This is a genomic window from Mesopusillimonas faecipullorum (assembly GCF_020539505.1).
GTDB lineage: Bacteria > Pseudomonadota > Gammaproteobacteria > Burkholderiales > Burkholderiaceae_B > Mesopusillimonas > Mesopusillimonas faecipullorum.
This window is the reverse complement of the sequence record NZ_JACDXW010000001.1, coordinates 66,369-90,977: the sequence shown is the minus strand read 5'-3', so window position 1 is coordinate 90,977 and position 24,609 is coordinate 66,369. Positions and strand designations below refer to the sequence as shown.

Sequence of the window (24,609 nt, the reverse complement as noted above, 5' to 3'; positions counted from 1 at the left end):
CTTAGGCCCTGAGAGGCTCGAATGAGTGATGGCGCCGCATATAGGCGTCTATATAGCTGCAAACCGGTCTGACTTTCCAGTTGTTGCCGCGAGCAAACTCTAGCGCAGCCTTGGCCAGGTCAGCGGCAATTCCCTGGCCTTCCAAGGGGCTGGGTACCCCGGTGTGGGTAATGGCCATGATGGTGGGCTTGCCCTGTTGCTCTTCCAAGTGGTATTGCAGCACACATGTCAGGGCATCTTGCTTGTACAGAAACTGTTGGGACTGGGCATGATGTTCAATGTGGCGCATGGGCACTCCTGTTGCCGGCGCCAGGCTCGCGACCGAGCCCCGCGCCGGGGTAAAGCATGGCTTACTTAAGCAGGTCTTTCACGCCGTCGCGTTCACCTTCCAGCTCGGCCAGGGTCTTGTTGATGCATTCTTGCGAGAAAGCATCGATTTCCAGACCTTCGACGATCTTGTATTCGCCGTTTTCGGTGGTCACCGGGAAGCCGAATACGATGTCTTTGGGGACGCCGTATTCACCATTGGAAGGAACACCCATGGTGACCCATTCGCCCTTGGAGCCCAGGGCCCAGTCGCGCATGTGGTCGATGGCGGCGTTGGCAGCCGAGGCAGCCGACGACAGGCCGCGAGCCGCAATGATGGCGGCGCCACGTTTACCCACTGTGGGCAGGAACACGTCTTTGTTCCAGGCCTGATCGTTGATGGTTTCTTGAACCGATTTGCCGTTAACCGTAGCGAAGCGGTAGTCGGCATACATGGTGGGCGAGTGGTTGCCCCAGACGGTCAGCTTGCGGATGTCGCCCACTTTGAAGCCTGCCTTGGCGGCAAGCTGGGAAGCGGCGCGGTTGTGGTCCAGACGCAGCATGGCGGTGAAGTTTTTGGCCGGCAGATCGGGGGCGGACTTCATGGCGATGTAAGCGTTGGTGTTGGCAGGGTTGCCTACGACCAGGACTTTGACGTTGCGCGAAGCAACCGCGTTCAGCGCCTTGCCTTGAGCGGTGAAAATCTGGGCGTTGGCGGCCAGCAGGTCGGCGCGCTCCATGCCGGGGCCACGGGGGCGGGCGCCGACCAGCAGGGCATAGTCGGTGTCTTTGAAAGCCTGCATGGGATCGGAATGGGCTTCAATGCCGGCCAGCAAGGGGAAAGCGCAGTCTTCGAGTTCCATGATCACGCCTTTGAGCGCGTTCTGGGCTTTCTCGTCGGGGATTTCCAGCAACTGCAGGATGACAGGCTGATCCTTACCCAGCATTTCACCGGAAGCAATGCGGAACAGCAGGGCGTAGCCAATCTGGCCAGCGGCGCCAGTAACGGCGACGCGCACGGCGGGTTTGGACATGGATGATCTCCGAAAATTGGAAGTGACAGAATATAGGGGTGCTGTAACGGCGGGCGAGCCTAAGCCCGACCAACATCCTAAAACGGATGACGCCGACAGTTTAGATCTATAAAAGCTTAGAGGAAACGGAAAATCGCGTCAATTATCTTATATCTTATATAAGACATAAGAGTGTTAGACAGATTCGGGGAAGCGTGCGAAAATGTCGAGCGTTTTACTGTCGGGTCGCATATTGCAATAACCCGTTTGTTGGACGAACCCGGACACGGGGCCGCCCTAGTCGTTTTCATCCCACATGTCCGATCAACCCATAGCCGAACCCTACGCACTGGACACCGGCCGCGCAGCACATAGCGCGGCCTATAGCCCGTTGTATCAGCAGATCAAGGCCATGCTCTTGCAAAGCCTGGATCGCGGCGAATGGAAGCCGGGCGAACCCATCCCCAGCGAACTTGAGCTGGCAGCACGCTTTCAGGTCAGCCAAGGTACGGTGCGCAAAGCTATCGACGAGTTAGCCGCCGACAACTTGCTGCTTCGCCGCCAGGGTAAGGGCACTTTTGTGGCAACCCACTACGAAGCCAAGGTGCGGTTTCGCTTCTTGCGTTTGGCTCCCGACGACGGTCGTCAGCAGGCCACTTCCAGCCGAGTGCTCGAATGCAGTCGTATCAAGCCGCCTGCCGACGTTGCCAAGCAGCTCGATTTGCGCACATCCGATCAGGTGTTTAATCTGCGTCGGGTCTTGTCGTTCAACGACGTTCCCACCATTTTTGAAGACATCTGGTTGCCAGGGGCATTGTTCAAGGGCCTCAGCACTGAGCTGTTGGCCGAGCATAAAATTCCTCTTTACGGGCTGTTCGAGTCGGAGTTCGGCGTCAGCATGGTGCGTGCGGAAGAAAAACTGCGCGCCTTGGCAGCGCCGACCGAACAGGCGCAGCATTTAAGCGTACAAACGGGTACGCCGCTGCTACAGGTCGAACGCGTAGCCTACACATACGGTGACAGGCCGGTCGAAGTGCGACGAGGTTGGTATCTGACTCAGCACTTTCACTATCGCAACAGTTTGAATTAACAGGTTTTATTAAGGCCATTTGATAGGGCTGGACCAAATAAGCGAAAATACGGCTGCCCTTTGTAAACGAATATTTTCATCATCCTCGAGGCTGTTATGTCCGATTCCTCATCTAAGCCGCGCCCGCAGTTTCGCAATATCGGCCCCACGCAGATATTGTTCAACTACAAGCTTCCTTTGGCGGCTAAGGCGTCCATTTTGCATCGTGCCAGCGGTGCCTTATTGTTTTTGTGCCTGCCGCTGATTCTCGTGCCGCTGTTTGCAGCCAGCGTCACTTCGCCCGAAAGCTATGCCGCTATCAGCGCGTGGGTCGCCAACCCCGTCTGTAAGCTGATTTTGCTGGCGCTCATTTGGGGCTACCTGCATCACTTCTGTGCGGGCATACGCTATCTGGTGCTTGATTTGCACATCGGTATGGATAAAGTCAATGCACAGAAAAGCGCGGGTGTGGTGTTTGGCGTCAGCCTGGCCCTGACCGTGGTGTTTGGTCTCAAACTGTTTGGAGCGTGGTAATGGCAAGTCAGCAACGAGTCGGTCATAAACGACTGGTAGTCGGGTCTCATTACGGTACCCTAGACTTCATCGTCCAGCGCTGCACCGCCGTCATCATGGCGATCTACACGCTGGTCTTGTTCTTCGGCGTATTGTTCAGTTCCGAACTGAATTTCGAAACCTGGCGCCAATTGTTCACTTTCCATGTCGGCGTGCTGCCCGTAGGCCAATTGCTGGCCACGCTGGCGTTTTTCTCGCTGGCTTGGCATGCCTGGATCGGTGTGCGTGACATCTGGATGGATTACGTGACCTCAGCCGGCCTGCGCCTGCTGCTGCAAGTGCTGACCATTCTGTGGCTGGCCGGGTCCATCATCTATTTTGCTAAAGTTCTCTGGAGTCTGTAAGCCGTGGCCGCTGTCAAGAAATCCCTCCCTCGCCGCCGCTTCGATGTGGTGGTCGTAGGTGCCGGCGGGGCCGGCATGCGTTGCTCCCTTCAACTGGCTAATGCTGGCCTGTCTGTCGCGGTGCTCTCCAAGGTCTTCCCCACGCGTTCGCACACCGTCGCGGCGCAAGGCGGCGTCAGTGCCTCGTTGGGCAACATGAGCGAAGACGATTGGTACTGGCACATGTACGACACCGTCAAAGGTTCGGACTGGCTGGGCGATCAAGACGCCATTGAATTCATGTGCCGCGAGGCGCCAAGTGCCGTGTACGAGCTTGAGCACTTTGGCATGCCCTTCGACCGCAACCCTGATGGCACCATTTATCAGCGTCCGTTTGGCGGCCATACGGCCAACTTCGGCGAAAAACCCGTGCAGCGTGCCTGTGCGGCCGCCGACCGTACCGGCCACGCCATGTTGCACACGCTGTATCAGCGCAACGTGGCGGCGCGTACGCAGTTCTTTGTCGAGTGGATGGCACTCGATCTGCTGCGTAACGAAGCCGGAGACGTCCTGGGCGTTACCGCCCTCGAAATGGAAACCGGCGAAATCTACGTTCTTGAAGCCAAGACCACGGTGCTCGCCACCGGCGGTGCCGGCCGTATCTGGGCAGCTTCCACCAACGCTTTCATCAACACGGGTGACGGCTTGGGTATGGCTGCCCGCGCAGGCATTCCTTTGCAAGACATGGAGTTCTGGCAGTTCCACCCCACGGGTGTGGCCGGTGCCGGCGTGCTGATCACCGAAGGCGTGCGCGGCGAAGGCGGCATCTTGCTGAACAAAGATGGCGAGCGTTTCATGGAGCGCTATGCACCCACGCTCAAAGACTTGGCGCCACGCGATTTCGTATCGCGCTCGATGGACCAGGAAATCAAGGAAGGGCGTGGTTGCGGCCCCAATGGCAATTATGTGTTGCTCAAGCTCGACCACCTTGGCGCCGACGTCATCAACAAGCGCCTGCCTTCCATCCGCGAAATCGCCATCAAGTTCGGCAACGTGGACCCGATCAAAGAGCCTATCCCTGTGGTGCCCACCATCCACTATCAGATGGGCGGTATTCCTACCAATTACAATGGTCAGGTGATGGCCCCCAAAGACGGCGAAAACCAAGTCGTCAATGGCTTGTACGCTATCGGCGAATGCGCGGCTGTTTCGGTGCACGGTGCCAACCGTCTGGGTACCAACTCCTTGCTCGACCTTATCGTGTTTGGTCGTGCAGCCGGCAACCACATCGTGGACAGCCACCCCGAGCGTCAGCACTCGCATCAACCCGTGCCTGAGTCCAGCATCGATTATTCGCTGGACCGCGTCGACACCCTCGAAAAGCGCACCGGCGGCGAAAAAACCCAAGACGTCGGCAACGCCATTCGCGAAGCCATGCAGCATCACTGCGGCGTTTTCCGTACTATCGATTTGCTCGAAAAAGGCGTCACCGCCATTGAGGACATCGCCCAGCGGGCTGCCAATATTTCCTTCAAGGACAAATCCAAGGTCTTCAATACCGCTCGTATCGAAGCCCTGGAAGTGACCAACATGATAGAAGTCGCCCGCGCCACTACGCGCTCGGCGGCGGCCCGTACCGAAAGCCGTGGCGCGCATGCGCTGGACGATCACCCCGAGCGCGACGACGTCAATTGGCTGCGTCACACGCTGTGGTATTCCGAAGGCAGCCGTCTTGACTACAAACCGGTGCAAATGCAGCCGCTTTCCGTTGAAAGCTTCCCGCCCAAGGCGCGTACCTTCTAAGTTGCTGGAATCGACATGAGCGAAAAACGTATCGTTAAGTTTGAAATCTACCGCTACGATCCTGACAAGGACGAGCGCCCCTACATGCAAAAACTTGACGTCGAGCTGCAGCCCGGCGACAAAATGCTGCTTGATGCACTGGTGCGCATCAAGAATGATGTGGACGACAGTCTGGCCATTCGCCGCTCGTGCCGTGAAGGGGTTTGCGGCTCTGACGCCATGAACATCAACGGCAGGAACGGTTTGGCGTGCACCACCAATCTGCGCGAGCTAAAAGAGCCTATCGTGCTGCGCCCCTTGCCCGGCTTGCCAGTCGTGCGCGACCTGATCGTCGACATGACGCACTTCTTCAATCAGTATCACTCCATCAAGCCCTTCTTGATCAACGACCAGCCGCCGCCCGAGCGCGAGCGCCTGCAGTCGCCCGAGGCCCGCGAAGAAATCGACGGTGTGTACGAGTGCATTTTGTGCGCATGCTGTTCGACGTCTTGCCCCTCATTCTGGTGGAACCCCGACAAGTACGTCGGGCCGGCCGGCCTGTTGCAGGCCTACCGCTTCATCGTGGATTCGCGTGACGAAGCCACGGCGGAGCGTCTGGACAATCTGGAAGACCCCTACCGTTTGTTCCGTTGCCATACCATCATGAACTGCACCGATGTCTGTCCCAAGGGTTTGAACCCTGCGAAGGCTATCGGCAAGATCAAAGAAATGCTGGTGCGTCGTACCATTTAATCAGGGTATAGACACGCCATGGGCAATTTGTCGGAACTTGAGCGCGCCCGCCTTAGATGGCGAGCTCGCCGCGGTCTACTGGAAAACGATCTTATCATCACGGAATTCCTGGATAAGCACGAGAATCAGTTGACCGACAAGGACGTTGCCGCCCTGACTCTTTTGTTCGAGATGGGTGACAACGATTTGTTAGACGTATTGTTGGCAAAGCGCGAGCTATTCGGCGAGTACGACACTCCCGAGCTGCGTCGCTTGGTTCTGCTAATGCGGCAGCCGTAAATTTTTAAGGAAGAGAGAGATGCAACTGTCAGATAAGAAAGCCACCCTGTCGTTCTCCGACGGCAGCGCGGCCATCGAATTTCCTGTCTATCAGGGTACGATAGGTCCTGATGTCATCGACATTCGTAAGCTGTATGGCCAGACTGGCATGTTTACCTATGACCCCGGCTTCTTGGCCACGGCGTCTTGCGAATCCGGTATCACTTACATTGATGGCGACAAAGGCCAGTTGCTCTATCGCGGCTACCCCATCGAGCAGCTGGCGCAGAAATGCGACTTCATGGATGTGTCCTACCTCATCCTGAATGGCGAACTGCCCGACGCTACCCAAAAGAAGGACTTCGATGGTCTGGTTACCAACCACACCATGGTGCACGAACAGATGCATACGTTCTTGCGTGGTTTCCGTCGCGATGCACACCCTATGGCTGTGCTGACCGGCTTGGTTGGCGCACTGTCGGCGTTCTATCACGACTCCACCGACATCACCAATGCTCGTCATCGCGAGATCTCGGCTATTCGTCTGATCGCCAAGATGCCCACTTTGGTTGCCATGGCGTACAAGTACTCGATGGGCCAGCCATTCATCTATCCGCAGAACGACCTCAGCTACACGGGTAACTTCCTGCGCATGATGTTCGGCAATCCTTGCGAAGACTACAAGGTCAACGACGTCGTCGAGCGCGCGCTTGATCGTATCTTCATTCTGCATGCCGATCACGAGCAGAACGCTTCTACTTCTACCGTGCGTTTGTGCGGTTCTTCGGGCACCAACCCCTTCGCAGCCATCGCTGCCGGCGTGGCTTGCCTGTGGGGCCCGGCTCATGGTGGCGCCAACGAAGCTTGCCTGCAGATGCTCGAAGACCTGCAAGCCAACGGCGGTGTCGAGAAAGTTGGCGAGTTCATGGAGAAGGTCAAGGACAAGAACTCGGGCGTACGCCTGATGGGCTTTGGCCATCGCGTTTACAAAAACTACGACCCACGCGCCAAACTGATGCAGGAAACCTGCAAAGAAGTGTTGACCGCACTGGGCCTGGAAAACGACCCGCTGTTCAAGCTGGCCATGGAACTCGAGCGCATTGCGCTGGAAGACCCGTACTTTGTCGAACGCAAGTTGTACCCGAATGTCGACTTCTATTCCGGCATCGTGCAGCGTGCCATTGGTATTCCTACCTCCATGTTCACGGCTATCTTCGCGCTGGCTCGTACGGTAGGCTGGATTGCCCAGTGGGACGAAATGTTGTCCGACCCCGAGTACAAGATCGGTCGTCCGCGTCAGTTGTACAGCGGCGCACCCGTTCGCGACATCAAGTAAGCTTATCGCGTAGCTGATGTGCATGTAGACCCCGCGGCAAGGCGGGGTTTTTTGCATCAAGCATGTCAGCCCTGTTTCTTGTAATGCAGAAGGGAAAGCTCATGATCGAGTTTGAAGTAAAGGACGTTACCTGCGGCCACTGCGTGGCGACGGTCACCAAAGCGGTAGAAGCGGTCGCCGCAAGCGCGCAGGTGCAGGTAGACTTGGCCACGCACGTGGTGCGGGTAGAAGGGGCGCCTGACGCTGACGCGGTTGAAAGCGCCATCCGCGAAGCCGGCTACACCCCGGTACGTAAGTAAAGAAAAAGCCCAGGCGGGCGAGCACCCGCGCTGGGTTTTTTAACAAGCAAAGGCAGCTTGCGGCGCTTAAGTTCAGGCGAACCAGTTCAGCACGGCGTCCAGGCCGCTGTTGTCCAGCGCGAACGGTGCCTGCGCCCTCACTACCGGCTTAGCCCGGTACGCGACGCCGTATTTGGCCAAAGACAACATTTTCAGGTCGTTGGCCCCATCGCCCATGGCAATGATCTGATCGTTTTTTGCACCCAGGTTTTGTGCCAAGGCCGTCAGTTTGTCTGCTTTGGCTTGAGCATCAATGATGGGCCCCAATACCCGGCCTGTCAGCAGGCCGTTCTCGATTTCCAGCGTGTTGGCATGAATTTCGCTCAGGCCTAGGCGTGCTTGCAGGCGCTGCGTGAAGAACGTGAATCCACCCGATACCAACAGGGTTTTGAGTCCCGATTGGTGCGCACTTTCGATCAGCCGGGCGGCGCCGGCATTCAGATGCAAGCGCTCGTCATAAACACGTTCTAAAGCCTGTGCCGGCACGCCTTTCAATAAAGCGACGCGACGTGTCAGGCTCTCGGAAAAGTCTTTGATTTCGCCACGCATGGCGGCTTCGGTGATGGTGGCGACTTGCTCTTTGCGACCGGCGATATCGGCAATTTCGTCTATGCATTCGATGTTGATCAAGGTCGAATCCATATCCATAGCCAGAATGCGGCAATCGCTAAACGGCTGTATGCGATCCAGCCGCGCCAGGTCTATATTCAGCTCAGCGCAGCGCGCAGCCACCTCTTCGTAGGTGGCAGGGTCAAACTCAAGCAAGCGGGCAGCGGTCTGGCTGAGTTTCTGAACGCCTTGTGCGCAAGCTAAGGCCGCCAGCTGCTCGGTGTGGGCGGAGGAAAGGTGCGGGGCCTGTATGACAAGTATGCTCATGAATCAAAAGGTAAAGGCATTAAGAAAAATGGCTAGGCAAGGGCTTTGAAGATCTGCCGTACCGCTTCAATCCGGGCCATCACATTCGATGACGTGCCGGCTTGTTCTGGTGCTTTGCCGCTAGCTGGGTTTTTAACAGCTGTCAGGTCTACTTTAAGGCGATCCTGGCCGGCAAGTTTGATGTGGCGATGCGTTTGCACCATCTGAATGATGCGTAACGGGTCTACCGATGTCTTGGCCGAGAACTGAAGCATAGCCTGGGTTTCACTGGCGTCTATCTTTTGTAGGCCCAATGCCTCTGCCTGAATGCGTAAACGATGAGACAGCAACAAGGTTTGGGCAGCCTCGGGCAGGGGGCCGTAGCGGTCTATCAGCTCTTCTTGAATACCGAACAGCGTGTCTTCATCACGGGCATGCGACAGGCGCTTGTAGAACCCCAATCGGGCATGAACGTCGGGGCAATAATCGGAGGGCAGCAGGGCAGGCGCATGGAGATTCACCTCGCAGCCTGCGTCAAGAGGCGCCAGCAGGTCGGGCTCTTCACCGGCTTTCAAAGCACGCACGGCAGTATTCAACATATCGGTGTACATCGAGAATCCGACTTCCTGGATGTTGCCCGATTGAGACTCACCCAAAATTTCGCCGGTGCCGCGGATTTCCAGATCGTGCATGGCCAGGTAGAAGCCGGCGCCTAGTTCTTCCATGGATTGAATGGCTTCCAGGCGCTTCTTGGCGTTAGAGGTGATGGCGTCTTCACCGGGAGTCAGCAGGTAGGCATAGGCTTGATGGTGCGAGCGACCCACGCGACCGCGCAGCTGATGCAGTTGGGCCAAGCCCAGGCGATCGGCACGATGGATGATGATGGTGTTGGCAGTAGGAACGTCTATGCCTGTTTCGATGATGGTGGTGCATAGCAACACGTTGTAGCGCTGCTGATAAAAACCCTTCATCACATCCTCAAGCTCGCGTTCAGGCATCTGGCCATGAGCCACCCCTATACGCGCTTCAGGCACCAGGGCTTCAAGGCGGGCGCGACGGTTGTGTATGGTCTCGACCTCGTTGTGCAAGAAATACACTTGGCCACCGCGCTTAAGTTCGCGCAGCAGGGCTTCGCGCAGGGTGCTGTCATCCTCACGCCGCACAAAGGTTTTGATGGCCAAACGTTTTTGCGGGGCGGTGGCAATGACCGAGAAATCACGTATGCCTTCAAGCGACATGCCCAAGGTGCGTGGAATGGGCGTGGCCGTCAGCGTCAAGACATCAACTTCGGCACGCAAGGTTTTGAGCGCCTCTTTCTGGCGGACGCCGAAACGGTGCTCCTCATCAATGATGACCAGGCCCAGCTGTTTGAACTTGACGTCTTTGGACAGGAGCTTATGCGTGCCAATGATGATGTCGACGGTGCCTTTCTCTAGTTCCTGCAAGGTGGCCGTGACCTCTTTGCTGGAGCGAAAGCGCGATAGCAGAGCGACTTTGACCGGCCAGTCGGCAAAGCGGTTCACAAAGGTCTGGGCATGCTGTTCGGCCAGCAGCGTAGTGGGGCACAGCAAGGCAACTTGCTGATTGTTGGCAACAGCCAGGAACGCGGCTCGTAAAGCCACTTCTGTTTTGCCGAAGCCCACATCGCCGCATACCAGACGGTCCATGGGCTGGCCGCTGCTCATGTCGTGGATGACGGCCTCGATTGCTGCGGCTTGGTCGGGCGTTTCCTCGAAGCCAAAACCTTCGGCGAAAGTTTGGTAATCGTTAAGTGGAACATCAAGGGCCAAGCCCTGGCGGGAGGCGCGCAAGGCATAGAGTGCCAAGAGTTCAGCAGCGGCATCGCGCACCTGCTTGGCAGCCTTGCGTCGCGCCTTATCCCACTGCCCCGAACCTAATTGATGCAAGGGTGCATGTTCGGGATCGGTGCCGCTATACCTGGCGATGACATGCAGCTGGGAAACCGGCACATAGAGTGTGCTGCCATTGGCGTACTCCAGGTGCAGAAACTCCATGGTGCCTTCGCCCAGGTCCATCTCTATGAGGCCGTGATAGCGGCCTATGCCGTGTTCCGTATGAACGACAGGGTCGCCTGGGCGCAATTCGGAAAGGTCGCGGACCATGGCGTCCACGTTGCTGCGCTGTTCTTGTGCGCGGCGCTTGCGGCGCAGGCCCGTGGCCTGGTTGGGATAGAGATCGTTCTCGGTGATAAGCAGGCAGTGATGGCCCGGCAAACCAAAACCCGCATGCAGCGGTGCCACCACCAGGCTAAAGCGCGCGGAATCCTGTATGGACGGCAATAGATCGCTTGATGTGTCAGGCGCCAAGTTATTTTCGCCAAGCATCTGCAGCAAGGTTTCTCGGCGTCCTGCCGAATCCGCGCACAACACCACACGCCATTGTTGACCGTTTACGACGGCACGCAGTTGCTGCAAAGGGTCGTCGGCCCGTCTCGCCACCGCGACCTCGGGCACGACTGCAAAATCGGCCAGCTTGCCGTCTGCGACCAAAGCAATGCGGGCGAATTCCTTCAAGCCTAGATGGAAGGATTCGTTATCAAGAAAGAGTTGCTCAGGGGCCAGGGTGGGGCGCTGAGGGTCGTTGCGGATAAAGGCGTAGCGGCTTTGCGTATCTTGGCTAAAGCGCTGAATGGCGGCCTCGGCATCACCTAGCGTGACCAGCAACGACTGCGGGCTCAGATAATCAAATAGCGTGGCCGTTTGATCGAAGAACAGAGGCAAATAATATTCAACGCCCGCAAAGGCAATGCCATGCCCTATGTCTTTGTAAGGCAAAGCGCGTGATGGGTCACCCTCGAAAACTTCGCGAAACCGCGCCCGGAAGCGATTGCGCGCCGCTTCGTCCATGGGAAACTCGCGGCCCGGCAGCAACTGTATCTCTTTGACCGGATACAGGCTGCGCTGGGTGTCAACGTCGAAACAGCGTATGGACTCGATCTCGTCATCGAATAAGTCCAGACGATAGGGGACCGGCGACCCCATGGGGAACAGATCAATCAACCCGCCCCGGACGCAGAATTCACCCGCAGCCGTTACTTGGGTGACGTGGGCGTAGTTGGCCAAAGTGAGTTGCTGGCGTAGCGCCTGTTCGTCTAGTTTGTCACCTTGGCGAAAGGAGAAAGTGTAGGCGGCCAGAAAGCTGGGGGGGGCAAGACGATACAGCGCCGTAGTGACAGGCACCGTTAGTACGTCTACCCCATCGTGCAGCAGCGCATGCAGGGTGCGCAGACGTTCGGAGACCAGGTCTTGATGCGGCGAAAAGCCGTCGTAGGGCAGCGTTTCCCAATCGGGTAGCTGACGGACCTGACTTTGAGGCGCGAAGAGGCGGATTTCATCTGTTAGGCGTTGCGCTGCCTGAGGGTCGGCACACAACACCACCACAGGGCGCTGCGCTTGAGCAGCCAATTGAGCCAACCAGAATGCATCGCCGGAGCCGGGTGGCAAGGGCAGGGCGTAACGCTGTCCTGGCCGCACTTGGCGCAGGGTATCTTGGATGGAAGGAAGCAAGGTGGGGGTGGTGTCTGCGGTCATGAGGCAGACATTATAAAATCTATCGATCATGCAAAACGAATTGATAGGCTTGGTGCCGGCAGCGGGTATAGGTTCGCGAGCTTTGGCACCTCACGAGGCAGGCGAAGCGACGCCTAAACAATATCGATTATTGGCCGGCCAACCTATGCTTAGGCTGGCTGTTCAGGCCCTGCTGCGTGAACCGCGCCTTTCACGGGTGGTGGTGGCGGTAGCACCAGGCGATACCACTGCAGGCGCTGTTCTGGCCGACCTGCAGCGGGTGCGGGTGGTGTCCTGTGGCGGCGCGACACGGGCGGACACTGTACGTGCCGCCTTATCGCACGCGGGTTGTCAGGCGAACGATTGGGTGTTGGTGCATGATGCCGCCAGGCCTGGGCTGACTCCCGAAGCGCTGGGCCGTTTGATAGACGCTTGCCTTTTGCATGACCAGCCGGGCTTATTGGCGCTACCCGTGGCAGATACGGTCAAGCGTAATGCCGCAACGCCCCCCAGCAGGGTGGGCGCCACCATAGACCGCGAAGGGCTATGGTTGGCTCAAACTCCGCAGATGGCGCGTGCAGGCATGCTTTTGCAAGCTTTGCAGGCAGACTTGGCCTATGTTGTCGTGCCCACCGACGAGTCGTCCGCCCTGGAGCGTCTAGGCCATGCGCCCTTGCTGGTGCGTGGGGATCCGCGCAATTTCAAGGTCACCTGGCCAGAAGATTTCATTCTGATGGAAAAATGGTTATGAGTATTCCCTTTCGCATTGGTCAGGGCTTCGATGTCCACGCGCTTGTCGAGGGGCGCCCCTTGATACTTGGCGGCGTCTGCATTCCTTACGAGCGTGGTTTGGCAGGGCATTCCGACGCGGATGCTTTGCTGCACGCATTGACGGATGCTTTGTTGGGGGCTGCCGGCCTGGGCGATATCGGACGTCATTTTCCTGATACCGACCCCAGGTACCAGGGGGCTGACAGCCGCGAGCTATTGCGAGTGGCTTACGGCAAGGTACAACAGGCAGGTTGGCAGGTGGTGAATATGGATGCCACCTTGCATGCGCAGGCACCAAAAATGGGCCCGCACACCCCAGCCATGGCGGCTAATATCGGTGCAGACTTGGGAATTGAGCCTTCAATGGTCAACATCAAGGCCAAGACTAACGAAGGCTTGGGTTACCTGGGGCGTAAAGAAGGCATAGCCGCAAACGTGGTGGTGCTTTTGGCTTCAGCGTAAGACTGAGGTCTATGCTTTCTAGGCGCGTGAGCGCGGCAGTTCTATGCGCGCGGTCAGGCCGCCCACAGGCCTGGAAATCAATTTAAACCGGCCCCCCACCTGACCCAACAGGCGTTCGACGATGGATAGGCCCAAGCCGGCGCCACTACCGCCTGTGCGGGCCAGTTCGCCGCGCGAAAAGGGGCGCAACAAGCGGTCGATGTCTTCGTGGGCGATGCCCACGCCTTGGTCGCTGATCTCGATGATAACGGTATCACCCTCTACTTTTGCAGAAAGGTGGATGTGTGCTTTGCCGTCGTTGGGCGAGCGCCCGTAACGGCGCGCGTTCTCGATCAGATTACTGACCACGCGCTTGAGGTCATGCGTGGCTATTCGAGCAGACAGACCAGGGGGAATACTGGCGCTGAGGTAGCCCCCCAAAGATTCGGTATGGGTACGCTCGCGTTCGAACAAGTCTTGCAAAACACGGGAAAGGTCTACCCCCTGCGTGGGGATGGCGCCAGCCGGTCGGGCGTATTCCATGAGCTGACCGATAGTATGGTCAATCTGTGCAAGATCTTCGTCTATGGCTTGGCGCGTATCGTCGCTGACATCGCTCATTTCGATTTCCAGCCGCATGCGTGCCAAAGGCGTACGCAAGTCGTGTGAAATACCGGCCAACATGATTTCGCGGTCGGCTTCAGTCTGGCGTAGATCGCGTGCCATACGGTTGAAGGCGATATTCATGTCGCGTATTTCGCGCGGCCCGCGCTCGGGCAAAGGCGAAGGCGTTTCGCCTCGGGCCATTTGGCGCGCGACCTGGGCTAACTGCGCCAAGGGGCGGTTGACGAAACGGACGCTGATCGCCGAGCCGATAAGCGCCAATAACAAAGCGGTGGCTGCCCAGCCTACCCATTCGAAGCCCGCTCGTAGGCCCAACTGATCGCGATCGAACACCAACCAATAGCGGTCGTTATCGATCTCAAAGCTAACCCAAATGCCGGGAGATGTGTTGACTGTCCAGGCTACCAGTGTATGGGGGCCCAATCGCTTGCGAATCTCTGCGCTGACACGATTCCAGTAGTTGGAGTGAGGGAGAGGCTCGTAGCGATCGTTGGCTTCTCTGGGCTGGACGCGCAGACTTTCTTTTGTGGCGAGGTCTAGCAGTAGCGTGGGTCGGACGCTGGGTGGTGCGTAAATCAGGGCGGAGCGCGTAATACTGACTGAGCTAGCCACGCGCTGAGCCATCTGGGTGGCTCGTGGGCCGACCTCCATGCTGAAGAAAACCTGCAGCCAAGCACCCAGGCTAACTAGCATGAGCGCGCCCAGTAGCAGAAAGGAGCGGCTGAATAAGCCCAACCTGATTCTGGAACCCAGACGCTTCACCTGGCTGCTAATTTGACGCTTCATGTGGACGGTAAGCTGAGGGCCGAGATATGAAGCTATGCACATCTCGAATGACTGTTGCGACTCGGGCTTAGGCGGCACACATACCGCGTAAGCCCGGTAAAACCAAGTAGCTGGTTAGCGCCCGCCGTCAGGTACGAAGACGTAGCCCAGACCCCACACTGTTTGAATAAAGACAGGTTTGGAAGGGTTGGGTTCGATAAGCTTGCGCAGTCGCGAAATCTGTACGTCGAGAGAGCGGTCGAAAGCCTCGTACTCGCGACCCCGAGCAAGTTCCATCAGTTTGTCGCGCGAAAGCGGAATCTTGGGATGGCGTGCAAACACCTTAAGGACTGAGAACTCGCCCGTGGTAATAGGGATGGTTTCTTCGTTGCGGGTAAGCGTACGGGTGGACAGGTTGAGTACATAAGGCCCGAACTCTATGGATTCGTTTTCTTGGCTGGGGGCGCCGGGATGTTCCTCAGTGCCTCTGCGTCGCAGAATGGCGTTGACGCGAGCCAGCAGTTCGCGGGGGTTGAATGGCTTGGAGAGATAGTCGTCCGCGCCCATTTCAAGGCCGACGATGCGGTCGATTTCTTCGGCCTTGGCGGTAAGCATGATGATGGGCGTGTTGTCGTGATTGCCACGCAAGCGGCGGCACACTGACAAACCATCCTCACCAGGCAACATGATGTCGAGTACCAGCAGATCGAAGTGCTCGCGCTGCCAGATCTTACTCATCTCTTTGGCGTCTTCGGCAACAAAGACGTTGAAGCCTTGTTCCGTCAGGTAGCGACGTAAAAGGTCGCGTAGCCGTGGGTCGTCGTCGACGATCAGGATTTTGCGTGCGAGAGATTGTGTTTGAGTATTCATGATGTGAAATGTAACAGCCCGGCGGAGATGCGTATAGGGGGCAGTTTCTAAAAATTACACATTAAGAATTTGGTAGAACCCGCATGCCGGATGCATGCAGTTGCTCCCAGGCAAAGTGCTTATCGCTGCGAGTTATAGCTTATCACCGGACGCTTGGTTGCGATAGCGTTTTATAAGAGGCACCGCAGAGAAAAGGGTTCCCTGGAAAGGCAAATTTTTGCAAAGTGTGGGGCTTGGCCTACTTTCTCCATGGGCCGAGTGGATCAGGTGGGCCGTGAGTGAGCCCAAGCAGCGCTTTGCTTCGGCCATGGCTTTACAATGGCAGTTTTCTGGCTGACCTGGTGCAATGGCGGATCCTCACGTTCATATCTTGGCGCTGGACAGCGCAACGCGCGTATGCGAGGTGGCGCTGTTAAGCGTGCATGGCCTGCAACGGCAACGGTACGAGCGTAGCCACGACGGTACGGGTGAGCATGCCGAAACCGTCTTGCCCATGGTCGACGATGTTCTGAGGCAGGCAGACCTTGAACGAGAGCAGCTGACTGCCGTGGCTTTCGGTCAGGGCCCGGGTGGCTTCACCGGCCTTAGAGTGGCGTGTGGCGTAGCTCAAGGCATGGCCTATGCGCTGGGCCTGCCTGTCCTTCCTGTCGTCTCCTTACAGGCTATGGCTCATGCCATCGACGGCGACGAGGCTATTCGTGTGGTGGCACAAGATGCCCGTATGGGCGAACTCTACGTTGCTGCTTATGCGCAGCCCGAGTCTGCCGCGCAAGGGTGGCAATCCCTCTGCGAGCCAATGTTGATCAGCGCTTCAGACTTACCGGTATGGCTGGCTCGTCAGCAACAGCAATGGGGGGCTATCGACATACGTTTGCTGGGTAATGCCAGCCAAGCGTATCCCGAGCTTCAGCTGTTGCAATTACCGGGCTTGGTTAAACATGCTCAGGTGCTGGAACGCGCACCGGCCCATGCGATTGCCGACTTGGCTTACTTGGCTTGGTTGCGAAGCGAGGGCGTCTCACCGGCCCAGGCCGCCCCCCTGTACGTGCGCGACAAGGTAGCTTTTACAACAGCAGAGCGTGAGCAAGGCCAGGGCGGTAATCCCAAGGCCCGACCTGTGTTCGAGATCACTCGTATGCAGTCAAGTGAGCTTGGCGCAGTGGCCGAAATCGAAAAGCGTACGCAAGCGCATCCCTGGACAGTCGCCCAGTTTGAAGAAGCGGTGGCCGCAGGCTACGAGGCATGGGTCATACGTGAGGCCGATCAAGTGCTGGGCTTTTATCTGCTGATGGTGGCGCCCGACCTCGTGCACTTGCTGTTGATTTCTGTTCGTCCTGAGTCTCAAAGGCGTGGCCTGGGTCACCAGTTGCTTCGTCATTGCGAGGCTAGAGCAGAGCAATTGGGTGTAGAAGGCGTACTGCTTGAGGTGCGGCCTTCAAATCGCAATGCGCTTGATTTTTATGCCAACCGTGGCTTTGCACAGGTGGGGGTGCGCAAAGGCTATTACCCCAACGGCCCGCTAGGGCGCGAAGATGCCTGGGTCATGAAAAAAACCCTCAAACCTGCGGGGGATGCCTGAGAGCCATGGTCGAACGTAGCTATCTCTCGTCGCCGCTACTGACGCCATTGCAGGCGGCTTGGTTGACTGAGTTGGGCTTGGAGTCCCGCTTTGTGGCGCGCTATCTGCCCGTCCCGGCCAAGGTGGCGCAGGCCACAGCGGCACCAAATGCCGCCGAGCCCCAAACTGAGCCCGCCCCCGCAACGGCCACGGCGCGCTCGGGTATGTTCCAAGCGGGCGAACTGGCAGCAAGCTTGCTGAACAAAGGGGCGCGTACCCAGCCAATGGCCGAAAAGCAGCCATTGCCGACCTCGCCAGCGAGTCCAGCCGTGGCTCCAGGGGCTTCCTTGCCTTCATCCTCTACCCTGGAGGGCCTGCGCAAACAGATAGAAGCCTGCACAGCCTGTGGTTTGCATGGTGAGCGTCATTTGCCCGTGGTCGGGGCTGGAGCAGACCAGGACATAGAGCTGATGGTGATTGGCGAAGCCCCCGGTGCCGAAGATGACCGTGTGGGGGAGCCCTTCAGGGGCAAGGCGGGCGAGTTGCTGCAGGCCATGCTTAGGGCGGTGGGTCTCAAAGATCCTTCGCGCGTGTATCTTACCCACCTGTTGAAGTGCAGGCCTTTCAGCAACCGTGCGCCCTCGCCCGAAGAGGTGGCCGCCTGCATGGTCCATCTGCGTAGGCAGATCGTATTGACCCGGCCCAAACAGTTATTGGTACTGGGAAGAGTTGCCGCACAGGCTTTGCTGGGTGATGTCCCGGTAGAAAGCTTGCGTGGGCGCCTGCACACCTACCAACAAGACGGCATGTCTATGCCTCTGGTGATTACTTACCACCCCGCAGCATTGCTTTCACGGCCTCGGCATAAGGCCGCTGCTTGGCAAGATCTCAGTCTGCTCCAGTTGAGCAATAGCGAGTCTTAAGTCGCTACAGCGCCTAGCCGCAGTATTGGTGCAGGGTGCCTACTCAAACAGATCGGGGGTTGGGCGCTGGCTAGCCGGTGGGGTGAGCCCTAAATGACGCCATGTGGTCTGCGTGGCAATGCGTCCTCTGGGCGTGCGTTGCAGAAAGCCATGCTGAATCAAGTAGGGTTCTATGACGTCCTCGATGGTGTCGCGCTCTTCACCTATGGCGGCTGCCAAGCTGTCTACGCCTACAGGGCCGCCGTCAAATTTGTGCACGATGGCGTCCAGCAATTTACGGTCCATGACATCCAAACCCAGAGGGTCGACTTCAAGCATGGAAAGTGCCGCCGAAGCCGTGCGCTCGTCAATGCGCCCGTCGGATTTGACCTGGGCATAGTCGCGCACCCGCCTTAACAGTCGATTCGCGATGCGGGGGGTCCCGCGCGATCGACGTGCGATCTCTACTGCGCCTTCCGGGGTAATGGCGACATCAAGTAAACCGGCGCTACGGCTGACAATATGGGTGAGGTCTTGCGTGTCGTAAAACTCAAGGCGGGCGACGATACCAAAGCGGTCGCGCAATGGGTTGGTCAGCATCCCGGCACGGGTGGTTGCGCCCACCAAGGTAAAGGGCTGAAGATCCAGCTTGACGCTACGAGCCGCCGGGCCTTCGCCGATCAGAATGTCAATCTGAAAATCTTCCAGTGCCGGGTAAAGAATCTCTTCGACCACAGGTGATAGCCGGTGGATCTCGTCGATGAACAGCACATCGTTGCGCTCAAGATTGGTGAGTAGCGCCGCCAGATCGCCGGGGCGCTCGAGTACCGGCCCAGAAGTTTGACGTAGTTGCACACCCATTTCCTGGGCCACGATGTGAGCGAGTGTGGTTTTGCCCAAACCAGGGGGGCCGAACAACAATACGTGGTCTAGCGCTTCTTGGCGCTGGCGCGACGCGGCGATAAAAATTTCGAGTTGTTCGCGTACCCGTTTTTGGCCAACATAATCCTTTAACTGGCGCGGGCGCAGCGCACGCTCGATAGAAGCCTCGTTGGGCGAGGCGCTTTGCGGCGTGACTATGCGTTCGGGCGCACTGGAACTGGAAAGCGGGTCGGAATGAATGGCCATGGCTGGGGTCGGACGTAGACTGGCTGAAATGGTACATCAGGGGCAAGGCATTGTGACAGGGCGCTTTTGCCTAATGACGCGACAGAGACTGTAAAGCCAGGCGTATGCCCTCCGAGATCTCCACGCCCTCGGGCAATGCCTTAAGCGCTGCCTGAGTTTCAGCGCTAGAGTAGCCCAAGGCAAGTAGCGCATTGATAATGTCTTCACGCCCGCTGGGCACACTGCCTGGCGCTGCGCCGATATCGGCACCCAGCTTACCGCGCAGCTCAAGCAATAGGCGTTCCGCGGTCTTCTTGCCTATACCCGGCACGCGCATCAGCAAAGCGGTTTCCTGGCGAGTGATGGCGCTGGCGAGCTCTTGAACCGACATGCCCGAAAGCACGGCCAAGGCGGTACGCGCACCTATGCCAGTAACTTTGATGAGGGCACGGAACACATTGCGTTCTTCGGCACGCAGAAAGCCATACAGCACATGCGCATCTTCCCGTACCGCAAGATGCGTAAACAAGGTGACTCGTGCACCCAAATCAGGCAGATCGTACAAGGTGCTCATGGGCACGTCGATTTCGTAGCCGACGCCTTGAACGTCCAGACATATCGTGGGAGGGTGTTTTTCCAGCAATGTGCCGGTCAGACGTCCGATCATGAGGAATTCCTATTACTTGCGTATGAATCGTCCGCCGCGCAACTGCATGCCTGTGGCCGCCGTTTGGCCAGCGCCTAGTCGTTCGGCCAAAGGCCCCACGTGCGCGTGACAGATGGCACAGGCCAGAGCATCGGCAGAGTCCGCTGCGGGTAGACCATTTAAAGTGAGCAGATGGCGCACCATTATCTGCACTTGTTGTTTATCGGCGTGACCGCTGCCCACAACCGATTTCTTGATTTGCAAAGCAGTGTACTCGTGCACCGGCATTTTGCCACCCGCCAGTGCGCACAAGGCTGCGCCACGGGCCTGCCCCAGCAAAAGGGTAGAAGAGGCATTGACGTTAACGAACACTTTCTCGATGGCGGCAACCGTGGGCGTGTGCGCCTGGATCACCTCGAGAATGTGCTCGTGTATGGTCAGCAGGCGCTGCGCTAAAGGCAAGTCGGACGGCACCACGATGGTGCCGCTGGCGACGTAGCGCAGCGCGGCGCCCTGAGCATCAATGACACCAAAGCCCGTGCGCCGCAGGCCGGGGTCTATGCCCAGGATGCGCATTAGTGGCGGAAATGCCTGACGCCTGTCAGCACCATGGCGATGCCGCGCTCGTCTGCGGCTGCGATGACTTCGTCGTCCCGCACGCTACCGCCGGGCTGAATGACGCAGCTGGCGCCGGCTTCGGCCACTACATCGAGGCCGTCGCGGAAGGGGAAGAAGGCATCTGATGCGACAGCCGTGCCCGCCATGCTCAGGCCAGCATTGGCAGCCTTGATGGATGCAATGCGTGCGGAGTCGATGCGGCTCATCTGACCGGCACCGACGCCTATCGTCATCTTGTCTGCGGTGAAAACGATGGCGTTTGATTTCACAAACTTGGCGACCTTCCAGGCAAAGAGCAGGTCTTGCATCTGTGCTTCGGTGGGCACCTTGCGGGTGACAACGCGCAGCTGATCGAGCGTGATGTCGTGGACGTCGGGCGACTGTACCAACCATCCGCCGCCTACGCGCTTAACGTCAAAGTCGTTCTGGCCGTTACCGGTGGATACCTGCAATACGCGCACGTTTTTCTTTTCGGCCAGCACGGCCAGAGCCTCGGGCGAGAAGGCGGGCGCCAGCAGGACTTCCATGAACTGTTGCGAAGTGATGGCGCGGGCCGTGTTTTCGTCTACAGCTTGGTTGAAAGCGATGATGCCGCCAAAAGCGGAGGTGGGGTCGGTCTTGAAGGCTTTTTGATAAGCCTGTTCTGGCGTGTCGCCAAGCGCCACGCCGCATGGGTTGGCATGCTTGACGATTACGCAAGCGCAGCTATTGAAGCTACGCACGCATTCCCATGCCGCATCGGCGTCGGCAATGTTGTTGTACGAAAGTTCTTTGCCTTGATACTGCACGAACTTGCCAAGCAGGCCAGGGGCGCAGCTGGGGTCGACATAGAAGGCCGCGCTTTGATGCGGATTTTCTCCGTAGCGAAGTACGTCGGCACGCGCAATTTGCAGCGTCAGCGTAGCTGGCCATTCATTGCGCTCCGGCGTGGCGTTTTGTTCCGGCTCGGCTTGGGCCAGGCTGCTGAGATAGGCCGACACGGCGCCGTCATAAGAAGCTGTATGAGCAAAAGCTTTGGTAGCGAGCTCCAGGCGCAAGCCATAGCCGGGGCCCTTGCTGGGGCTGTCCATGGCGGCCAAGACACGGGTGTAGTCAGCTGGATCAATGACGACGGTAACGCCGCCTTGTTCGGTGCCGTGGTTTTTAGCCGATGCGCGCAGCATGGCAGGCCCGCCGATATCGATGTTTTCTATGGCGTCGGCAAACGTGCAGCCGGGTTTGGCTATCGTTTCCCGGAAAGGGTAAAGATTGACGACGAGCAGGTCGATGCGATCTATGCCGTGCTCGGCCAGGGTGTTCATATGCGCTGGGTCGTCGCGTCGAGCCAGCAGGCCGCCGTGAATTTTGGGATGCAGGGTTTTGACGCGGCCATCCAGAATTTCGGGTGAGCCCGTATGCGTGGCGACCTCGGTGACAGCCAGCCCGGCCTCTGCAAGCAGCTTGGCGGTGCCGCCGGTAGAGAGCAGACGTACGCCGCGCTGGGCGAGCGCCTGGGCAAAATCAACAATGCCGGTTTTATCTGAAACCGAAAGCAGGGCGGTTTGAATAGTCATGAAAAAATAAGAAAAGTAGGAAAACGGTGTGTGGCGCCAAGGCAGACGAAGTCTGGCCGACCTTAGCCCAGTTCAATCTGGTATTGCTGCATTTTCTTGCGCAAGGTGCTGCGCGTAATGCCTAGCATGGTGGCAGCGTGCGATTGGTTACCTTGGGATTTTTCCAGGGCAACCAATAGAACGGGCCGCTCGACGCAACGCACAACCATGGAAAGCATGTCGCGCGGCTCAGCGTCGCCTAAGTCTTCGAGGTAGCGAGCCAGGTTTTCGCGCACACATTGTTCCAAGGGAGTATTGATGTTCATGATAAGCAAACAGAAAAACGGGATGAAGAATCAGGCAGCTAAGGTCGCTGGCGTGGTCTGCCCCAATTGCGCATCGGCAGGGTGGCGGGCGAACCAGGCTTCAAGGGCCTGAATCTGTTCGGTCGTCGTAAGAGATTGATTGACTTGCTGCAAAAGCGATTGCGCATCGGGCTGATCGGCAAAATACCAGCCTATATGCTTGCGCGCCGAACGCACGCCTGTAAATTCACCATAAAAACCATAGTGGTCGTCTAGGTGTTCAAGCAGGCATGCGCGTAATTCAGCATAGCTAGGGGGCGGTAAATGGCTTCCGGTGTCGAGGTAATGGGTGATCTCGCGGAAAATCCAGGGGCGCCCCTGCGCGGCTCGTCCTATCATCACGGCGTCCGCACCTGTGTATTCTAAAACGAAGCGCGCCTTCTCGGGGCTGTCGATGTCGCCATTGGCTATCAGGGGAATCGACAAATGCTGGCGAACCTCGCGCATGGTGTCGTATTCGGCTTGCCCCTCGTACATATCGGCACGTGTGCGCCCATGTAAAGCCAAGGCTGCAATGCCGGTTTCCTGTGCCAAGTGAGCGATGCGCAAGGCATTACGAGAGCTGCGATCCCAGCCTGTACGCGTTTTAAGCGTGACGGGCACGCCAAAAGGCTGGCAGGCTTTTACGACGCTGTCGAGAATGCGGCCAATCAAGGCCTCGTCGCGCAGTAAAGCCGAGCCGGAAGCGACATTGCAAACCTTTTTGACAGGGCACCCCATATTGATGTCGATGATGCGGGCGCCTTTTTCTATATTGAAGCGCGCCGCTTCAGCCATCATGGCGGGGTCTGAACCGGCCAGTTGTACCGTGATGGGGTCAGTTTCGCCGCGATGATCCAACCTTCGGGAAGACTTGACGCTATGCCATAGCTTGGGGTTGCTTGCGGCCATTTCGGATATGGCATGGCCTGCCCCCAGTTTTTTGCACAGACGCCTAAAAGGGCGGTCGGTGACGCCAGCCATGGGGGCAACGAAAACAGGGTTGGGAAACTGCCATTGTCCGATGCGCATAGGATGATTTTAACCCTTAAGAAAGCCTTGAACTTTGCTCAACCCCGCAAGCCTTGTAACAGGTGTCGCGAAAGGGGGGCGCGCAAACTGCCGGCAAGATCCATGCCTAGCAGTCCCAAGCCGCAAGCGTGTTCGATTAAGGGTTGCGCCGTAGTGAAAATTCGGGGCAGGAAGTCGGTAATACCCACCGTTAGCCAGCGGTCTGCCTGGCGCCCTTTTTGGTACTCAGCCAAATAAGCGGTGGGATCGCTATAGGGCTGGTGTAACCAAGGGCGCAAGGCCTGGGCCAGCTGTGCTACGTCGCGTAGCGCCAGGTTCAAGCCCTGGCCGGCGACGGGATGCAAGGTTTGGGCCGCATTGCCAATGACAATGCGGCGCCCGCCTACCCATTGCGGCCCCAGATGCAGCGAAAGGGGGGCCACCATACGCTGGCTTACCAACTCCAGGCGTCCAAGCCGGTCGCCGAACTGAGCCTGCAGGTCGGCATTGAAAACCGAGGGTTCGGCATCATGTCTTGCCTGTGCCTGTTGGGGCGGGCAGCACCACACCAAGCTGTATAGTTCTGAGCCATCAGGGTGGGGCAGCAGTGCCAGGGGGCCTTCGCGAGTGAAGCGCTCGAAGGCCCAGTGGGCGCGCGAGCGCGTGGCACGGACTACCGCCAGCACACCGTGCTGATCGTATTCCCGACTGAGATGGCTGGGACGCAAGCCATCAGACACGATATGTAAGGCGTGAGCAGCCTCTATTTGTTGTGTAGAGGATTCTTGGATATGCGCCCGCTCTTGCAGGGTAATACCGCTTTGCTTGACGGCTTTGCGTAAAAACTCAAGCAGCTCGGCGTAAGCCACCACTCGCCCTAACCGAGGTACATCCAGCGCGTCGCTTTCGATTAGCGTGCGGCCCAAGCGATTGCGCTGGGAAACGTGAACGACATGGATATCGGCGCCTGGGGCCAAGCCTGTGGGCAGGCCCTCTAGAAGGGCACAACTGCCTTGGTTGAGGGCCAAGGTACGCACTGCCGGGCCCTTGAGAGGGACTGTCTCTTCGAATGAGCCACGCAACACGATGCGCGCCGGGTCGGGAGCATGGACCGCCAGCTGTAAGGCCATGACGCAGCCCGCGGGGCCGGCGCCAGTGATGACAATATCGGTTTCGGGTGAGCTCATGGCCGGCCGTTTCGATGTATTGGTAAAAAGAGGCGTGCAAGCAATGCGCTTAGTCACGTCTGATGCAGCTCTTTTTCCTTGGAGTGACAACAAGGTA

The 24,609-nt window shown here is 58.0% G+C and carries 25 protein-coding genes; 12 read left to right on the top strand and 13 right to left on the bottom strand.

The window, feature by feature from the left end; genetic code table 11:
• Position 1 precedes the first annotated feature (1 nt).
• Together H0484_RS00425 and H0484_RS00420 are read right to left on the bottom strand one after the other, a co-directional pair.
• Positions 2-289 carry a GNAT family N-acetyltransferase gene (locus H0484_RS00425; protein WP_226952454.1) on the bottom strand — a complete coding sequence of 96 codons (288 nt, stop codon included), beginning with the start codon at positions 287-289 and terminating at the stop codon, positions 2-4.
• 61 nt (positions 290-350) lie between these two features.
• Complete coding sequence (locus H0484_RS00420; RefSeq protein WP_226952453.1) at positions 351-1,340, bottom strand: malate dehydrogenase; 990 nt, start codon at positions 1,338-1,340, stop codon at positions 351-353.
• Positions 1,341-1,635: 295 nt separating this feature from the next.
• Between H0484_RS00420 and H0484_RS00415 the strand changes: the two genes are divergently transcribed.
• The 8 genes from H0484_RS00415 to H0484_RS00380 all read left to right on the top strand — a co-directional run bounded on the left by H0484_RS00415 (position 1,636) and on the right by H0484_RS00380 (position 7,712).
• A complete protein-coding gene (locus H0484_RS00415; protein ID WP_226952452.1) occupies positions 1,636-2,409 on the top strand; it encodes a GntR family transcriptional regulator in 774 nt (257 codons plus the stop codon).
• A 96-nt stretch (positions 2,410-2,505) separates the two neighbouring features.
• Positions 2,506-2,922, top strand: coding sequence for a succinate dehydrogenase, cytochrome b556 subunit (gene sdhC / locus H0484_RS00410; RefSeq protein WP_226952451.1), 417 nt, complete (start codon positions 2,506-2,508; stop codon positions 2,920-2,922).
• Positions 2,922-3,305, top strand: a complete 384-nt coding sequence (gene sdhD, locus H0484_RS00405; RefSeq protein ID WP_226952450.1) for a succinate dehydrogenase, hydrophobic membrane anchor protein — start codon at positions 2,922-2,924, stop codon at positions 3,303-3,305. The genes sdhC and sdhD overlap by 1 nt, the downstream gene beginning before the upstream one ends.
• A gap of 3 nt (positions 3,306-3,308) precedes the next feature.
• Positions 3,309-5,087 carry a succinate dehydrogenase flavoprotein subunit gene (gene sdhA, locus H0484_RS00400; RefSeq protein ID WP_226952449.1) on the top strand — a complete coding sequence of 593 codons (1,779 nt, stop codon included), beginning with the start codon at positions 3,309-3,311 and terminating at the stop codon, positions 5,085-5,087.
• Positions 5,088-5,102: 15 nt separating this feature from the next.
• The gene (locus H0484_RS00395; RefSeq protein ID WP_226952448.1) at positions 5,103-5,819 is read left to right on the top strand and encodes a succinate dehydrogenase iron-sulfur subunit; all 717 of its coding nucleotides are present in this window, start codon (positions 5,103-5,105) and stop codon (positions 5,817-5,819) included.
• 18 nt (positions 5,820-5,837) lie between these two features.
• Positions 5,838-6,098 (top strand): succinate dehydrogenase assembly factor 2, encoded by a 261-nt coding sequence (locus tag H0484_RS00390; protein WP_226952447.1) that lies wholly within the window; start codon positions 5,838-5,840, stop codon positions 6,096-6,098.
• Positions 6,099-6,117: 19 nt separating this feature from the next.
• Positions 6,118-7,413 carry a citrate synthase gene (gene gltA, locus H0484_RS00385; RefSeq protein ID WP_226952446.1) on the top strand — a complete coding sequence of 432 codons (1,296 nt, stop codon included), beginning with the start codon at positions 6,118-6,120 and terminating at the stop codon, positions 7,411-7,413.
• A 101-nt stretch (positions 7,414-7,514) separates the two neighbouring features.
• Positions 7,515-7,712 (top strand): heavy-metal-associated domain-containing protein, encoded by a 198-nt coding sequence (locus H0484_RS00380; RefSeq protein WP_226952445.1) that lies wholly within the window; start codon positions 7,515-7,517, stop codon positions 7,710-7,712.
• A gap of 72 nt (positions 7,713-7,784) precedes the next feature.
• Here H0484_RS00380 and serB read toward each other — a convergent pair whose 3' ends face one another.
• Positions 7,785-8,627, bottom strand: coding sequence for a phosphoserine phosphatase SerB (serB, locus tag H0484_RS00375; protein WP_226952444.1), 843 nt, complete (start codon positions 8,625-8,627; stop codon positions 7,785-7,787).
• Positions 8,628-8,659: 32 nt separating this feature from the next.
• Complete coding sequence (mfd, locus tag H0484_RS00370) at positions 8,660-12,157, bottom strand: transcription-repair coupling factor (RefSeq protein ID WP_226952443.1); 3,498 nt, start codon at positions 12,155-12,157, stop codon at positions 8,660-8,662.
• Positions 12,158-12,185: 28 nt separating this feature from the next.
• Between mfd and ispD the strand changes: the two genes are divergently transcribed.
• Positions 12,186-12,887: a 2-C-methyl-D-erythritol 4-phosphate cytidylyltransferase gene (ispD, locus tag H0484_RS00365; RefSeq protein WP_226952442.1), complete on the top strand. Its 702-nt coding sequence runs from the start codon at positions 12,186-12,188 to the stop codon at positions 12,885-12,887.
• The gene (gene ispF, locus H0484_RS00360) at positions 12,884-13,369 is read left to right on the top strand and encodes a 2-C-methyl-D-erythritol 2,4-cyclodiphosphate synthase (protein WP_226952441.1); all 486 of its coding nucleotides are present in this window, start codon (positions 12,884-12,886) and stop codon (positions 13,367-13,369) included. The genes ispD and ispF overlap by 4 nt, the downstream gene beginning before the upstream one ends.
• A gap of 18 nt (positions 13,370-13,387) precedes the next feature.
• Here the strand turns inward: ispF and H0484_RS00355 are convergent, their stop codons facing one another.
• Positions 13,388-14,758 carry an ATP-binding protein gene (locus tag H0484_RS00355; protein ID WP_226952440.1) on the bottom strand — a complete coding sequence of 457 codons (1,371 nt, stop codon included), beginning with the start codon at positions 14,756-14,758 and terminating at the stop codon, positions 13,388-13,390.
• A 114-nt stretch (positions 14,759-14,872) separates the two neighbouring features.
• On the bottom strand, positions 14,873-15,607 hold the full coding sequence (gene ompR / locus H0484_RS00350) for an osmolarity response regulator transcription factor OmpR (protein WP_226952439.1): 735 nt from the start codon (positions 15,605-15,607) through the stop codon (positions 14,873-14,875).
• Between the two features lie 370 nt (positions 15,608-15,977).
• On the opposite strand from ompR, the gene tsaB reads away from it, so the two are divergent.
• Entirely contained in the window at positions 15,978-17,186 is a 1,209-nt protein-coding gene (tsaB, locus tag H0484_RS00345) for a tRNA (adenosine(37)-N6)-threonylcarbamoyltransferase complex dimerization subunit type 1 TsaB (RefSeq protein WP_255644160.1), read from the top strand.
• A 5-nt stretch (positions 17,187-17,191) separates the two neighbouring features.
• Positions 17,192-18,088 (top strand): uracil-DNA glycosylase, encoded by an 897-nt coding sequence (locus H0484_RS00340; RefSeq protein WP_226952437.1) that lies wholly within the window; start codon positions 17,192-17,194, stop codon positions 18,086-18,088.
• Positions 18,089-18,127: 39 nt separating this feature from the next.
• Here H0484_RS00340 and ruvB read toward each other — a convergent pair whose 3' ends face one another.
• From ruvB to H0484_RS00305, 7 genes are all read right to left on the bottom strand, one after another.
• Positions 18,128-19,195: a Holliday junction branch migration DNA helicase RuvB gene (ruvB, locus tag H0484_RS00335; RefSeq protein ID WP_226952436.1), complete on the bottom strand. Its 1,068-nt coding sequence runs from the start codon at positions 19,193-19,195 to the stop codon at positions 18,128-18,130.
• Positions 19,196-19,265: 70 nt separating this feature from the next.
• Entirely contained in the window at positions 19,266-19,841 is a 576-nt protein-coding gene (gene ruvA, locus H0484_RS00330; RefSeq protein WP_226952435.1) for a Holliday junction branch migration protein RuvA, read from the bottom strand.
• 12 nt (positions 19,842-19,853) lie between these two features.
• A complete protein-coding gene (ruvC, locus tag H0484_RS00325) occupies positions 19,854-20,396 on the bottom strand; it encodes a crossover junction endodeoxyribonuclease RuvC (protein ID WP_226952434.1) in 543 nt (180 codons plus the stop codon).
• On the bottom strand, positions 20,396-21,991 hold the full coding sequence (gene purH, locus H0484_RS00320; protein WP_226952433.1) for a bifunctional phosphoribosylaminoimidazolecarboxamide formyltransferase/IMP cyclohydrolase: 1,596 nt from the start codon (positions 21,989-21,991) through the stop codon (positions 20,396-20,398). Before purH ends, ruvC begins: the two co-directional genes overlap by 1 nt.
• Positions 21,992-22,053: 62 nt before the next feature.
• Entirely contained in the window at positions 22,054-22,296 is a 243-nt protein-coding gene (locus tag H0484_RS00315) for a helix-turn-helix domain-containing protein (RefSeq protein ID WP_226952432.1), read from the bottom strand.
• Positions 22,297-22,326: 30 nt separating this feature from the next.
• The gene (gene dusB / locus H0484_RS00310) at positions 22,327-23,346 is read right to left on the bottom strand and encodes a tRNA dihydrouridine synthase DusB (protein WP_226952431.1); all 1,020 of its coding nucleotides are present in this window, start codon (positions 23,344-23,346) and stop codon (positions 22,327-22,329) included.
• A gap of 38 nt (positions 23,347-23,384) precedes the next feature.
• Entirely contained in the window at positions 23,385-24,512 is a 1,128-nt protein-coding gene (locus tag H0484_RS00305; RefSeq protein WP_226952430.1) for an FAD-dependent monooxygenase, read from the bottom strand.
• Between the last annotated feature and the right edge of the window lie 97 nt (positions 24,513-24,609).